This window comes from Microbacterium ginsengiterrae, from assembly GCF_014205075.1.
Lineage (GTDB): Bacteria > Actinomycetota > Actinomycetes > Actinomycetales > Microbacteriaceae > Microbacterium > Microbacterium ginsengiterrae.
The window spans coordinates 2487008-2499846 of record NZ_JACHMU010000001.1; the positions used below are offsets into that span (position 1 = coordinate 2487008).

Annotated in this window: 14 protein-coding genes; 9 read left to right on the plus strand and 5 right to left on the minus strand. The window is 67.3% G+C overall.

Annotated features, from left to right (window positions below; translation table 11 throughout):
- Window positions 1-18: 18 nt before the first annotated feature.
- Window positions 19-723 carry a cache domain-containing protein gene (locus HD600_RS12015; protein ID WP_184283883.1) on the minus strand — a complete coding sequence of 235 codons (705 nt, stop codon included), beginning with the start codon at window positions 721-723 and terminating at the stop codon, window positions 19-21.
- 25 nt (window positions 724-748) lie between these two features.
- A complete protein-coding gene (locus HD600_RS12020) occupies window positions 749-1543 on the minus strand; it encodes a FadR/GntR family transcriptional regulator (protein WP_184283885.1) in 795 nt (264 codons plus the stop codon).
- Between the two features lie 126 nt (window positions 1544-1669).
- Between HD600_RS12020 and HD600_RS12025 the strand changes: the two genes are divergently transcribed.
- The 5 genes from HD600_RS12025 (at window position 1670) to HD600_RS12045 (ending at window position 6107) form a co-directional block, all read left to right on the plus strand.
- Complete coding sequence (locus tag HD600_RS12025) at window positions 1670-2740, plus strand: ABC transporter ATP-binding protein (RefSeq protein WP_184283887.1); 1071 nt, start codon at window positions 1670-1672, stop codon at window positions 2738-2740.
- Between the two features lie 40 nt (window positions 2741-2780).
- Window positions 2781-3956 (plus strand): extracellular solute-binding protein, encoded by a 1176-nt coding sequence (locus HD600_RS12030; protein WP_184283889.1) that lies wholly within the window; start codon window positions 2781-2783, stop codon window positions 3954-3956.
- Between the two features lie 67 nt (window positions 3957-4023).
- On the plus strand, window positions 4024-4851 hold the full coding sequence (locus tag HD600_RS12035; RefSeq protein WP_184283891.1) for an ABC transporter permease: 828 nt from the start codon (window positions 4024-4026) through the stop codon (window positions 4849-4851).
- Window positions 4852-4858: 7 nt separating this feature from the next.
- Entirely contained in the window at window positions 4859-5671 is an 813-nt protein-coding gene (locus HD600_RS12040) for an ABC transporter permease (protein WP_184283893.1), read from the plus strand.
- Window positions 5672-5738: 67 nt separating this feature from the next.
- Entirely contained in the window at window positions 5739-6107 is a 369-nt protein-coding gene (locus HD600_RS12045) for an FKBP-type peptidyl-prolyl cis-trans isomerase (RefSeq protein WP_144795442.1), read from the plus strand.
- A gap of 37 nt (window positions 6108-6144) precedes the next feature.
- Here HD600_RS12045 and HD600_RS12050 read toward each other — a convergent pair whose 3' ends face one another.
- Entirely contained in the window at window positions 6145-7428 is a 1284-nt protein-coding gene (locus HD600_RS12050) for an MFS transporter (RefSeq protein ID WP_184283895.1), read from the minus strand.
- A 164-nt stretch (window positions 7429-7592) separates the two neighbouring features.
- Here HD600_RS12050 and rpsO point away from each other — a divergent pair, with 164 nt between their 5' ends.
- From rpsO to HD600_RS12065, 3 genes are all read left to right on the plus strand, one after another.
- On the plus strand, window positions 7593-7862 hold the full coding sequence (rpsO, locus tag HD600_RS12055) for a 30S ribosomal protein S15 (RefSeq protein WP_144795440.1): 270 nt from the start codon (window positions 7593-7595) through the stop codon (window positions 7860-7862).
- Between the two features lie 178 nt (window positions 7863-8040).
- Window positions 8041-8907, plus strand: a complete 867-nt coding sequence (locus HD600_RS12060) for a hypothetical protein (protein WP_184283897.1) — start codon at window positions 8041-8043, stop codon at window positions 8905-8907.
- Entirely contained in the window at window positions 8900-9220 is a 321-nt protein-coding gene (locus tag HD600_RS12065) for a transcriptional regulator (RefSeq protein ID WP_144795438.1), read from the plus strand. Before HD600_RS12060 ends, HD600_RS12065 begins: the two co-directional genes overlap by 8 nt.
- Window positions 9221-9254: 34 nt before the next feature.
- Here the strand turns inward: HD600_RS12065 and HD600_RS12070 are convergent, their stop codons facing one another.
- Complete coding sequence (locus HD600_RS12070) at window positions 9255-10259, minus strand: isopenicillin N synthase family dioxygenase (protein ID WP_184283899.1); 1005 nt, start codon at window positions 10257-10259, stop codon at window positions 9255-9257.
- A gap of 112 nt (window positions 10260-10371) precedes the next feature.
- Window positions 10372-11499, minus strand: coding sequence for an acyltransferase family protein (locus tag HD600_RS12075; RefSeq protein WP_184283901.1), 1128 nt, complete (start codon window positions 11497-11499; stop codon window positions 10372-10374).
- A 113-nt stretch (window positions 11500-11612) separates the two neighbouring features.
- Here HD600_RS12075 and HD600_RS12080 point away from each other — a divergent pair, with 113 nt between their 5' ends.
- Window positions 11613-12839 carry an LLM class flavin-dependent oxidoreductase gene (locus HD600_RS12080; RefSeq protein ID WP_144795435.1) on the plus strand — a complete coding sequence of 409 codons (1227 nt, stop codon included), beginning with the start codon at window positions 11613-11615 and terminating at the stop codon, window positions 12837-12839.

Sequence of the window (12839 nt, forward strand, 5' to 3'; positions counted from 1 at the left end):
GTCGTGTCAAGACCCCGGTCAGCTCTCCTCGACGATGACGTCGAGCGCGACCGTGTCGCAGGCGATGCGCGGCAGGTCGGCCAGCCGGCCACCGCGAACCGTGTCTCCGGTGGCGCATCGCGGATCCGTGGAGACGACGACGCGCCCGACGCCGTTGGTGAGGGTGACCTGGTGACCGAGTGCCGCGAAGCGCGGGGTCAGCTCGCGTTCGACCTCTGAGACGAGCAGATCGAGACCTGCGACACCGACGAAGCGGCCGCCGACGAGTGCGGGCACCGCGATCGTGATGGTGTACTCGTCGCTGCAGAGATAATCCACGTAAGGGCCTGCCACGTGCGGCTCACCGGTGGACATGGGGATCCGATACCACTCGAGCTCGCGGTAGTCGATGTTCTCCTTGTTCACCGACTGCGATGCGAGAACGAGCTGCCTGCGATCGGCACCCTGCCACCAGGCCAGATGACTGCGCGCGTCGGCCAGCAGATCGATGGCAGCGATGAACCCGGCGCCGTACACGGGGGCGTCCGGCAGATCGAGCGTGCGCAGGGCGTGCGGTTCGATCATCGGGTCCAGTCGCGCCCTCGTCAGGGGCCCGGCGGCCTCGGCTTCTCCGATGAGTCGGGCGACGGGGCCGACCCACTCGAGCAGCGTGCGGATCGGGCCGCCGAAGTAATCGCGCACGATCGCGGCTGCCTGTTCGACGGCGGTGGTCGTGGTCGTCATCGTGTCCTCCTCGACATGTGTCGCCTCAGTTGCTCTCGGTCTGCAGTTGGATCAGGGCATCGACGACCTCGGCCACCATGACCTCCGTGCGTCGGACGGCCTCATCGGGGTCCTCCGCCTCGACGGCGTCGATCACGCGCGTGAGGTGGTCGGCCTGAGCACGCCGTTTGTCGTCGTCGTCTCCCACCAGCCGCAAATAGGGGGAGAGTTCAGCCTGCAGGCGCATCTGCTCCCGTGTCAGCCTGGCCGACTGGCTGAGGGCGACGAGTTCGATCTGCACGTCATCCAGCAGGCGGCGCTGCTGCTCCGCATCCAGCTCGTCGAGGCGCTCCATACGACGTCGCACGAGCTGGGCCTCCGAGGGGTCGGCGCGACGAGCGGCCAGCCGGACGCACGCGCCGGTGATGGCGGCGTAGTGCGCTCCGAGGTCGCGCAGGGCGAGACGCGACGAGCGTCGGAGCGCGTCGCGCGCGAAGGCCAGCGGGTCGGCGTTCTCGGCGACGAAGCTTCCGCCGTTGCGTCCGCGGCGGGTGACGACGAGTCCGCGTCCTCGCACGGCGAGGAGGGCCTCGCGCACCGTGACGGGTGCGACGCCGAGGCTGCGGGCGAGGTCGGCCTCCGACGGCAGCCGCTCACCGGCGACGAGATGTCCGCGGGTGATCGCGTCGACGAGCCGGTGCTCGACGAGTTCTGCTCGCCCCTCGTCGCCGATCGGTTGGAACATCGCGCCGTGCAGGCGGTGCGGCCGCTGCCGCTCCGCCCGTCCGCGTGTCGGCGTCACATCACGCAGCAGCTCAGCCGACGACGTGGGGGAGTCCATGAGCCGATTATCCACGTTGTGACCTGCGCGATCCGCGTTCGTAACATGATTGTCACTTGAAATATGAACTATGGGTTTATAGGTTTAGCTTCACCCGCCGTCCCTCACCGCTCAAGGAGTACGAAAATGACCCAGGCGCCCGCCGCCGACGCACCCGTGGACGCGACTGCGACCGCCGAGGGTTCGGTGTCTCTGCGAGATGTGACCAAGACGTTCGGCGAGTTCACCGCCGTGCGCGATCTCCAGCTCGACGTCGCAGCGGGGGAGTTCCTCTCGATGCTCGGTCCCTCCGGCTCCGGCAAGACGACGGTGCTGCGCATGATCGCCGGATTCGAGGAGGTCAGCAGTGGCACCATCCGGTTGTCCGGCAAGGACGTCACCCGCGTCGCGCCCCATGCACGCCCGGTGAACACGGTCTTCCAGGACTACGCGCTGTTCCCGCACATGACGATCGCGGAGAACGTGGGGTACGGGCTCAAGGTCAAGGGCGCGTCGCGCGAGGTCCGTCGCGACAGGGTCGCCGAGCTGCTGCGACAGGTCAGGCTCGAACACGTCGCCGACCGTCTCCCGCACCAGCTCTCCGGCGGCCAGCGTCAGCGGATCGCGCTCGCGCGCGCACTGATCCTGCGCCCGCAGGTGCTCCTCCTCGACGAGCCGCTCGGGGCGCTCGACAAGCAGCTGCGCGAGCAGATGCAGATCGAACTCAAGCAGATCCAGCGCGAGGTGGGGATCACGTTCATCTTCGTGACGCACGACCAGGAGGAGGCGCTCACCCTCAGCGACCGGGTGGCCGTGTTCAACAACGGGGCGATCGAACAGATCGGCTCCGCCCGCGAGGTGTACGAGTACCCGCAGACCGAGTTCGTCGCGCGTTTCCTCGGACTGTCCAACCTCATCGACGCGAAGCTCGCCGCTGAGCTCACCGGGGTCGCGGAGACGATCAGCATCCGCCCGGAGCGCGTCCGCCTCATCGGCCTGGACGCGCCACTGGCGGACGGCGACGTCGCGTTGGCCGGCGAGGTGCGCGAGCTCGTCTACACCGGCCCGTCGACGCGGTTCCTCGTGCGCACGGACGCCGGCGTCGACATGATCGCCGAGCGGCCCAACAGCCATCACCCCGCTGCCGGTGCCGACCTCGCCCGCGGCGACCGCGTACGGGTCTCCTGGACCGACGACCACGCCGCCCGTCTTCCCTGAACCGAACCCTGCATCACCCACATCGATAGGAGCAACACCCATGCGCAAGAAGCTGATCGCCGGCGCGGCGATGACCGCAGTCGCCGTGCTCGCCCTGACCGCCTGTTCCAGCGGCACGGAGGAGGCCGCAGGCGGCCTCACCATCGACGTCCCCGACGTCCCCATGCACTCCGAGCTCGGCGACTACGAAGGCGAAGTCAACATCATCGCGTGGAGCGGCTTCGTCGAGCCCGCGTGGTCGGACCAGTTCACCGAGGACACCGGATGCGTCGTCAACCGCCGTGTCGCCGGCACGAGCGACGAGATGGTGCAGCTGATGCGCACCGGCGACTACGACCTCGTCTCCGCATCGGGAGACGCCAGCCTCCGCCTCATCGCCGGCGGGGACGTCGCCCCCCTCAACCTCGAGCTGATCCCGAACTTCGGCGACGACATCGTCGAGGGCATGAAGGGGCAGATCTACGACACCATCAACGGCAAGAGCTACGGCGTGCCGATCGGCCGCGGCGCGAACATCCTCCAGTACAACAGCGAGGTCGTCACCGAGGAGCCCACCAGCTGGGACGTCGCCTGGGAGACCGACAGCCCGTACGCCGGGGAGATCATCGGCTACGACGCACCCATCTACATCGCCGACGCCGCCGTGTACCTCATGGCCCACGAGCCCGACCTCGGGATCACCAACCCCTACGCGCTCGATGAGGACCAGCTGGCCGCTGCGGTCGACCTGCTCAAGCAGCAGAACGGAATCGTCTCGGAGTACTGGTCCGACCCGTCGGCGCAGATCACGTCGTTCGCCGGTGGCACCACGTCGCTCGGCACCTCGTGGGAGGTCCTGCGCAAGCTCACCGAGGACGAGAAGTTCAAGAGCGTCCTGCCCGAAGAGGGATCGACCGGATGGTCGGATGCGTGGATGCTCGCGGCGGAGAGCGCGAACCCCAACTGCGCGTATGCGTGGATGGACTACACCTCGAGCCCCGAGGTCAACGGCGCGATCGCGATGAACTTCGGCATGGCGCCCGCCAACGCCGCGTTCTGCGAGCTGAGCGACGAGGCGCAGGAGCACTGCGACTACTACAACGCCACCGATGAGGAGTACTTCGAGAAGGTCTGGTTCTGGACCACCCCGCTCGAGCAGTGCATCGACGGCCGCACCGACGTGACCTGCACGAACTTCCAGCAGTGGACGGACGCCTGGCTGACCGTCAAGAACTGATCGCTCGTCCGCCGGGCGGGGCATGACCCCGCCCGGCGGTTCCGTCACATCGAGAACGGGAATCCCCATGAAACGCCGCGCCCGCCTCGCCGGCCTGCTGGCTCTGCCGATGACCTGGCTCATCGGCGTCTACATCCTCTCCCTGGTGCTGCTGCTGGCCACCGCCTTCTGGGTCACCGACCCGTTCACATCGAAGGTCAAACCGGGGTTCACCCTGCGCAACTTCGAGCAGCTGTTCGTCAACCCCGCATACTTCAACACCGCCGGGCGCACGCTCGGCATCGCGCTCGCCGTGACCGTCGTGAGCATCCTGCTCTCCGTCCCGCTCGGGCTGTTCATGGCGAAGGTCGCGTCCCCCTGGCTGCGCGGCGTCCTTGCCGCCGCCATCACGCTCCCGTTGTGGGCCGGGTATCTGGTGAAGGTGCTCGCGATGCGCATCACCTTCACGCAGGAGGGCTTCTTCAACTGGGCCCTGGCGCCGCTGGGCATCTCCGGCCCCGGATTCAGCATGGTCACCGTCGTGCTGACGCTCACCTACCTGTGGCTGCCGTACATGGCCGTCCCGGTGTTCACCGCGATCCGGCAGTTGCCGCCGAACCTCTTCGACGCCGCATCCGACCTGGGCGCCGGATCCTGGCGCACCATCCGCACCGTCGTGCTGCCCCTGATCAAGCCGGCGATCATCGCCGGCTCCGTGTTCACCTTCTCGTTGAGCCTCGGGGACTACCTCGTGGCCAAGTTCGTCGGTGGGTCGACGCAGATGATCGGAAGCATCATCGCCTCGAACATCAACCTGAATCCGCCGATCGCCGCCGCCTTCTCGGTGGTGCCGATCGTGTTCGTCGTCGTGTACCTGCTGGGCGTCCAGCGCACCGGTGCACTGGAGAGGATGTGAGCTCGGCATGCTGAGACTCTCGTTGACCGCGAAGATCGTGCTGGGCGTCATCGTCGCAGCCATCCTCGCCTTCATGTATGTGCCCCTGATGCTCGTGGTGCTGAACTCCTTCAACGCCGCGCGCATCGCCAGCTGGCCGGTGCGAGGCTTCTCGTTGGAGTCGTGGGGCAAGGCCTTCACGAGTGAGCCCGTGCGCGCCGCGTTGCTGAACTCCGTGCTCGTCGCCACCGGTGCCACCGCGATCGCTCTGGTCCTCGGCACCCTCGTCGCCTTCGCCCTGCAGCGCTACGACTTCTTCGGCAAGCGGGCGGTGAACCTTCTCGTGGTCCTGCCGATCGCGCTCCCCGGCATCGTGACCGGTGTCGCGCTGAACAACACCTACAACCAGATCCTGGAGCCCATCGGCATCCATGTCGGGTTCTTCGGGATGATCATCGCGCATGGGACCTTCTGCATCGTCATGGTGTTCAACAACATCCTCGCGCGGTTGCGCCGTCTGAACCCCGGGGTGGAGGAGGCGTCCAAGGACCTTGGCGCCACACCGTGGCAGACCTTCCGCATGGTGACCTTCCCGCAGTTCCGCAGTGCGTTCATCGCCGGTGGCATCCTCGCCTTCGCGTTGAGCTTCGACGAGGTGTACGTCACGATCTTCACCGCACCGCCTGGCGTGGACACGCTGCCGCTGTGGATCATGAACCAGATGGCCCGTCCGAATGAGGCCAACGTGGTCAACGTCGTGGCGACCGTGGTCATCCTCGCCTCGTTCATCCCGGTGTGGGTGTCGCAGCGGCTCGGAAGGGAGATCGACGAGCGGGGCTGAGCCCGTGTTCGCTGTGAGCGGTCGCTTCGCATTGACCGCGCACGGCGTCGCACGGTTGTATGGAGGCATGACTGATCGCACAAAGCCTGAGTTCGACGCCCCCACGGGCCCTGCGCCCGCAGAGCTCGTCATCCGAGACATCATCGAGGGTGACGGCGCCGAGGCGAAGCCCGGCGACACCGTTACCGTCCACTACGCGGGTGTCGAGTTCGACTCCGGCGAGGAGTTCGACTCATCGTGGGGCCGCGGCGAGACGATCCAGTTCCCGCTGCGCGGCCTGATCCAGGGGTGGCAGGACGGCATCCCCGGAATGAAGGTCGGCGGACGTCGCGAGCTCGTCATCCCGCCGCACCTCGCCTACGGTCCCGCAGGTGCGGGGCACTTCCTGTCGGGCAAGACCCTCATCTTCATCATCGACCTCGTCGCCGTCGGCTGATCGGCTCCGAGTCCGTTCTTCGAGAACCCCGCGTCCGTCAGGGCGCGGGGTTCTCGGCGTCGTAGTCGCGGAATCGCGGCGTGAGGCGCACGAGCAGAGCCACCAGCGCGATGATCACGAAGCCGCCGAGCAGGGGAGGGAACCAGATCGCCGTGACCGTGGCGAGGGTGCCGGCGTAGAGCGCGCCGACGCGGGGCCCGCCGGTGACGACGATGATGAAGACGCCCTGGAGTCTGCCGCGGATGCTGTCGGGGACCGAGGCCTGCATCATCGTGTTGCGGTAGATCGAACTGATGTTGTCGGCGGCGCCGGAGGCCGCCAGCGCCAGACACGCGGCGATGACGAGACCGAGGTTCGTCGTGTTCTCGTCGACGGGCGGCAACCAGACGCCGATCAGCAGCACCGCACCGAAGACGACGATGGACGCGCCGTACAACTGGATGGACCGCTGGATTCCTCGGCCATGCCAGCGGTAGCGGACAACGCGTCCGGAGAAGAGGCTCGACAGGAACGTCCCTGCCGCGACGGCAGCGGTCAGAGCGCCGGTGGTGATCGCCCCGCCGCCGAGCAGGACCGTGCCGAGCGCCGGGTACAGGGCCATCGGGTTGCCGAAGGTCATCGCGATGATGTCGAGGATGTACTGCATCCGGATGTTGCGGGCGCGGGAGAGGAAGCGCCAGCCGTCCACCAGCGACGCGATGCCAGGGCGGACGATCGTCCCCTCCGGGCGCAGTGCGGGGAGGGTCCACAGTCCGAGGAACATGGCGAGCATGAGGACGACGTCGATCGTGTAGGTCCAGCCGTACCCGGTCGTGGCGACGAGGACGCCCGCGAGTGCAGGCCCGACCATGACCATGATCCCGATCGTGATCCCGTTGAGTGCGGAGGCCGGTGCGAGCAGATCCCGGGGGATCAGTCGGGGGATGATCGCGCTGCGGGTGGCCATGCCGACGGAGTTCGCCGCGGCATTGACCACGCTGAGCGCGTAGAGCCACCAGATCGTCTCGAGCTGCGTCCAGGTGAGCACGGCGAGCAGGAGCGTGGAGGCGAAGGTGATCGTCGCGGCCACCAGGCCGACGATGCGGCGGTCGAACGCGTCGGCGAGCATCCCGCCGTAGAGTCCGGCGATGATCATCGGCACGAGGCCGGCCACCGCGACCATCGACACCGCGAAGGTGCTGCCGGTGAGGGCGAACACGTGGAGCATGATCGTCACCAGGGTGAGCTGGCCGCCCATTCCTGCGAGGGTGGAGCCGATCCACAGCCGGGTGAAGGCGGCACTGGCCCGGAACGGGCGAAGATCGATCAGGGCGCTGCTCACCTGACGAGGCTACCGGCTCGAAAGCGCCGTGCCTTCGCGCTCGGGTCCCGCGTCGACTCGCGGGCTGGTAGACTCTTCAGGTTGCCGTTTGATCGGCCGCGGATAAAGAGAGCCCACGTATCAGGCGTCGGGCGCCGCGCAATGAGCGAAAGGGGATCGAATTTATGGCACTGGAAGCAGACGTCAAGAAGGCGATCATCGAAGAGTACGCGACGCACCCCGGTGACACCGGATCCCCCGAGGTGCAGGCCGCAATGCTGACGCAGCGCATCAAGGACCTCACGGAGCACCTCAAGGAGCACAAGCACGACCACCACTCGCGTCGTGGGCTGTTCCTGCTCGTCGGTCAGCGCCGTCGTCTGCTCGGCTACCTCCAGAGCGTGGACATCGAGCGTTACCGCTCGCTGATCCAGCGCCTTGGACTGCGCCGCTGAGCGACCAGCGTTCAATCGCGCGAAACTTCTTGGAAGGCCGTCCCCAGGTGTGGGGGCGGCCTTCTTCGCGTCCGGTCGTCGAATCGCGAGTCGACCGCGACTGCTTGCTTTCCTGATGGAAAGCATTTAGCCTTCCCCGTGCGCATGGTTTCCATCAGGAAACCACCGGGAGGGTGAGATGGAACAGCGACCGATCGACGGGGCGCGGCCGTTGCCTCAGCCGGAGCCGCCGATCGCTCTGGCCTATCTCGACGAGGTCGACAGGATTCAGGCGCGCCGAGAAGACGCCGTGGATCGGCGCGGCCTCGCGGTGCTGGCTCTGGCGAACGCGATGACACTGTCGGTGTACGTGGGGATCCTGTGCTTCGGCGCCGGCGTGCCGACGCTGAGCTCCTCGTTCCTCGTCCTCCTCGCACTCCTCCTGCTCTGGCTGCAACTGGTCACCGAGCGCCGCGAGACTCACGGTGCCTGCGGGTCCCGATTATGGGGATCACGGGTGCTCGACCTCACCTTCGCGGGGGTGCTCGGCGTCGTCGTCATCGCCGGTGCCACCGTCTCGTTCTTCGGCATCGACGTGCCGTGGTGGGCGCGCGCGGTCCCCTCGGCGGTCGCTCTGCTCGGGATGGGGGTCCCCGCCCTGCGCGAGCTGCGTCGCACGCCGCGCGCCACGGCCGGCGCGCCGCGCCGGCCGATGACGCGCGCAGAGCGATGGGCGACCGTCGCCGTCGGCGCGATGGTGGCGATCGCGGTCTGGGCGATCGGCGGCGCCGACGCGCTCGTGACATCCGTCCTCGCGGTCGCCATGATGACCGCTTATGTCGCTTGGTGGATCGCCGGCAGGGTGAGCCGGCGGCTTCCCGCGCTCGGGGCCGTGTGGGCATGGCCCCAGTGGTCCGCGTTCGCCGTCGGCGGCGCGGCCGCCGCGGCCCTCCTCATCACTGAGCTCCTCGGGGTTTCGGTACCCGCCGGCGTCGTCGCGCCGCTCGCCGGTGTGATCCTCGTTCTCTGTGTGGCAAGCGCCCTCCTCGAGGGACGCGATGCCTGACGGCGGCCACCCTCGACGGAGGCTCGACGACAACTTCGCGAGCCCGATCCGCTTCTCGCTCATGGCCGCGCTGCTGGATGGCAACGAGCTCGATTTCGCCACCCTCGCACGGATCCTGGAGGTCGGCGACTCCGCGCTGAGCAAGTCGATCGCCCACCTCAACGTCTCCGGTTACGTCGCGACGCGCAGGGGCGATGTGGGCAGCCGTCCTCGGACGTGGGTGCGCTCCACGCTCAAGGGCGAGCGTGCCTTCACCGCGCATCTGCGGGCGCTGCAGGAGATCGTCGAGTTCGGTGGCAGGCAGCGCTCCTGATCGGCCGCGGTCGGCCAGGAGCGCAACAGCGGCGTCAGCGCTGCGGGCTGAGGAGATCCGGGTGGTGGATCTCCGCCACGTTCGGGTGCGCACGCAGTCGATAGCGAAGCGCGTTCTCGCCGTAGAGGCCGTGGATGGGGCTCGCGTCGTCGTCGCTCACTCCGCGGGAGGCGGCCTTGAGGTCTGCGGGCAGCTCGATGATGGGCACCTGTGCGTCGAGCGCCGGATTGAAGAAGAACGGCACGGAGATGCGGTCCTCAGGAGCCCGTGGGGAGACGACCCGGTGGTTGGTCGCCTTCAGGTAGCCGCCGGTGGCGTACTCCAGCATCTCGCCGATGTTCACAACGAACGCGCCGTCGACCGATGGGGCGTCCACCCAGGCGCCGTCGCGCTCGACCTGCAGCCCGCCCTTGCCCGGTTCGACCCACAGGAGCGTCAGCACTCCGCCGTCCTTGTGGGCCCCGACCCCCTGCTGCGGCTCCGGAGCATCGGTGCCGGGGTACCGGACGATCTTGAGCAGTGTGGCCGGATCGGCGAAGCTCGCGTCGAAGTGCGACTCGTCGGCTCCGAGCGCCACTGCCCAGCTGCGCAGGAGACGGCGCGCGACCGCGGTGAGCTGCGTGAGCCACTCCTCTGCGACCTCGCGAAGCTCGGGTTGGGCGGCCGGCCAGAGATTGGGGCCGGTGAGACGGTTGAACGCCGGACCATCCGTCACGGGTGCGCGCTCCGGCCCGATGTCGATCTGCTCGCGCCAGTCGACCTTTCCCTGGGTGAGCTCCCCACCGGTGCGCGTGTATCCGCGGAAGTGCGGGCTCTTGACGTTCTCGATCGTCAGCTTGTCCTCTTCCGGGAGGTCGAAGAAGTCGCGGGCGGCGCGGTGCAGCCGGTCGAACAGCTCCGGGCTCACGCCGGTGCCGGTGAGGTAGAAGAAACCGACGTCGTGCGTCGCGGCGCGCAGGTCGTCGCGGAACTGCGCGGCGGCATCGGGGCCCTGGTCGAGCAGGGAGAGATCGAGGATCGGAAGGTTCAGGTCGGGCATGTCCTGAGAGTACGTTCCGTCGCCTCGATCGACGAAATGTGTTTCGCAATATCGCGGTCCCGTCGGTCACGTTCGCGAAGAGGCGGGCGATCGGACCTGTTTTGTTACCCGGTCAGCGTTCGATCCTGCGCCGCGACCCTGTGGGGTCGTCTCGCCGAGAGGTCTCGGCCAGCCGCGTGTCCGAGAACAGCCACGCGGCGCGCGGCTCGATCAGCGGGCGGAACACCCATCGCACGGGTCGGGTGGCCAGAAGAAGCGCGATACCGATCGACAGCAGGATGACGGCGGGCAGCCAGATCCAGGTCGGTTCGGCGTTCCGGAGGATGCCGGATTCGCGGAACGGGTACAGCACGAAGGAGTGCAGCAGATACACGTACATCGTGTACTGACCGAACGTCGTCCACCAGTAGGTGCCGCGGGGGATCAAGGCGAAGAAGGCGAGGCTGAGGAGGAACCCGACGACGATCAGCAGGAGTCTGATGGCGCCGGACCACCACACATCCGCTCCGAGAGCCTGGTACGAGTCGTTGTAGAAGAACCAGGTGTCCAGATCGATGCTCTTCCAGGTGGCCACCCAGTTCCATGCGACGAACCCGACGCCGGCGAAGAGCGCCACGGCGACAGCGCGGAGCCACCAGGGACGGAAATCGATGAGGCGCAGTCTGTTCACGAGATCGTGCTCGCGCACCCACCACCCGAGGACGAAGAAGGGAAGGAACCCCAGGGTGCGCGAGAGGGAGAACGTGCTGTCGACGTTGGGGAGATAGCCCGCACCGACCGAGATCAGCACGGACCAGGCGAGCGGCCAGCGCAGCAGAGCGAGATAGGGGAGGACGAGACGGAAGATGCCGAGAGCCAGAAGGAACCACAGTGTCCACGACGGCTGTGTGAGATTGGGCTCCGCGCGCCCCTCGAACACCCACTTGGTGAGAGTCCACAGCATCTCGAAGATGAGATAGGGCAGCAGGATGTCGGTGATCACACGCGACATCTGCTTCCGGTTCGGCGGTGCGGACTTGGAGAAGTATCCGGCGATGATCGCGAACGCCGGCATGTGGAAGGCGTAGACCGACAGGTACAGCGCCATCGCGATGTCCGAGTCGTACGTGAGTCGCTGGATGGCGTGTCCGAGGACGACGAGGACGATGCAGGCGTAGCGGGCGTTGTCCCAGAACGGCACGCGGCGACGCGGCCGGGACGGGGCTCCTTCGGACGTGCCGGGCTGCGGGGTGCTGCTCATCCCTGAAGGCTATCGTCCGGGAATAAAGTTGATCACGTCGCGTTGCACCGTATACATTCAGTTGAATAGAAGAGGATGTCACGGCATCCGCCTCGAGAATCCGGAGCATCACCATGACCGACCAGGCAGACACCGCAGGCATCCAGTTCGGACTGTTCACGGTCAGCGACATCACTCAGAACCCCGTCACGGGTGAGACCCCGAGTGAACGACAGAAGATCAAGGACGCGATCACCATCGCGACGCACGCGGAGGAAGTCGGTCTCGATGTCTTCGCCCTCGGAGAGCACCACAACCCGCCGTTCTGGTCGTCCTCGCCGACGACCACCCTCGCCGCGATCGCCGCGCTGACCGAGCGCATCATCCTGTCGACCTCGACGACGCTCATCACCACGAACGACCCGGTGAAGATCGCCGAGGACTTCGCGATGCTGCAGCATGTCTCCGACGGCCGCACCGACCTCATGCTCGGCCGAGGCAACACCGGCCCGGTCTACCCGTGGTTCGGCAAGGACATCCGCCAGGGTCTGCCCCTCGCCATCGAGAACTATGCACTGCTGCGCAAGCTGTGGGATGAGGACGTCGTCGACTGGGAGGGCAAGTTCCGCACTCCGCTGCAGGGCTTCACCTCCACTCCGCGGCCGCTCGACGGCGTCGCCCCGTTCGTGTGGCACGGCTCGATCCGCACCCCGGAGATCGCCGAGCAGGCCGCGTACTACGGGGACGGCTTCTTCGCGAACAACATCTTCTGGCCCAAGGAGCACTACCAGCGTCTGATCGAGCTGTACCGTCAGCGCTTCGCGCACTACGGGCACGGCACGCCGGAGCAGGCGATCGTCGGCATCGGCGGGCAGGTGTTCATGCGGGCGCGCTCGCAGGATGCCGTGAACGAGTTCCGTCCGTACTTCGACAACGCGCCGGTGTACGGTCACGGTCCGAGCATGGAGGACTTCACGGAGATGACGCCGCTGACGGTCGGCTCCCCGCAGCAGGTGATCGATCGCTATGCCTCGATGCGCGACACGTTCGGCGACTACCAGCGCCAGCTGTTCCTCATCGACCACGCCGGGCTGCCGCTGAAGGTCGTCCTCGAACAGCTCGACATCCTCGGTGGCGAGGTCGTCCCGGTGCTCCGCAAGGAGCTCGCCGTGAACCGTCCGGCCTCGGTGCCCGACGCTCCGACTCATGCGGCGCGCGTGAAGGCGACCTATGGCGACGGGCCCTCGCGCGAGGCGCGGCCAGGCGCGAACCGCGGTGACAACCTCACCGCAGGATCTCCGTACCAGGACACGCCGGTTCCGGCCGGCGCCGCCTTCGGCCTCGGCCGGAAGGGAGCATGA

What these genes read in the sequence shown, in the direction of transcription:
- HD600_RS12080 (WP_144795435.1), top strand. Translation starts at nt 11,613, where the DNA reads ATGACCGACCAGGCAGACACCGCAGGCATCCAGTTCGGACTGTTCACG.
- HD600_RS12025 (WP_184283887.1), top strand. Translation starts at nt 1,670, where the DNA reads ATGACCCAGGCGCCCGCCGCCGACGCACCCGTGGACGCGACTGCGACC.
- HD600_RS12045 (WP_144795442.1), top strand. Translation starts at nt 5,739, where the DNA reads ATGACTGATCGCACAAAGCCTGAGTTCGACGCCCCCACGGGCCCTGCG.
- HD600_RS12060 (WP_184283897.1), top strand. Translation starts at nt 8,041, where the DNA reads ATGGAACAGCGACCGATCGACGGGGCGCGGCCGTTGCCTCAGCCGGAG.
- HD600_RS12020 (WP_184283885.1), bottom strand. Translation starts at nt 1,543, where the DNA reads ATGGACTCCCCCACGTCGTCGGCTGAGCTGCTGCGTGATGTGACGCCG.
- HD600_RS12065 (WP_144795438.1), top strand. Translation starts at nt 8,900, where the DNA reads ATGCCTGACGGCGGCCACCCTCGACGGAGGCTCGACGACAACTTCGCG.
- HD600_RS12030 (WP_184283889.1), top strand. Translation starts at nt 2,781, where the DNA reads ATGCGCAAGAAGCTGATCGCCGGCGCGGCGATGACCGCAGTCGCCGTG.
- rpsO (WP_144795440.1), top strand. Translation starts at nt 7,593, where the DNA reads ATGGCACTGGAAGCAGACGTCAAGAAGGCGATCATCGAAGAGTACGCG.
- HD600_RS12070 (WP_184283899.1), bottom strand. Translation starts at nt 10,259, where the DNA reads ATGCCCGACCTGAACCTTCCGATCCTCGATCTCTCCCTGCTCGACCAG.
- HD600_RS12040 (WP_184283893.1), top strand. Translation starts at nt 4,859, where the DNA reads ATGCTGAGACTCTCGTTGACCGCGAAGATCGTGCTGGGCGTCATCGTC.
- HD600_RS12035 (WP_184283891.1), top strand. Translation starts at nt 4,024, where the DNA reads ATGAAACGCCGCGCCCGCCTCGCCGGCCTGCTGGCTCTGCCGATGACC.
- HD600_RS12075 (WP_184283901.1), bottom strand. Translation starts at nt 11,499, where the DNA reads ATGAGCAGCACCCCGCAGCCCGGCACGTCCGAAGGAGCCCCGTCCCGG.
- HD600_RS12015 (WP_184283883.1), bottom strand. Translation starts at nt 723, where the DNA reads ATGACGACCACGACCACCGCCGTCGAACAGGCAGCCGCGATCGTGCGC.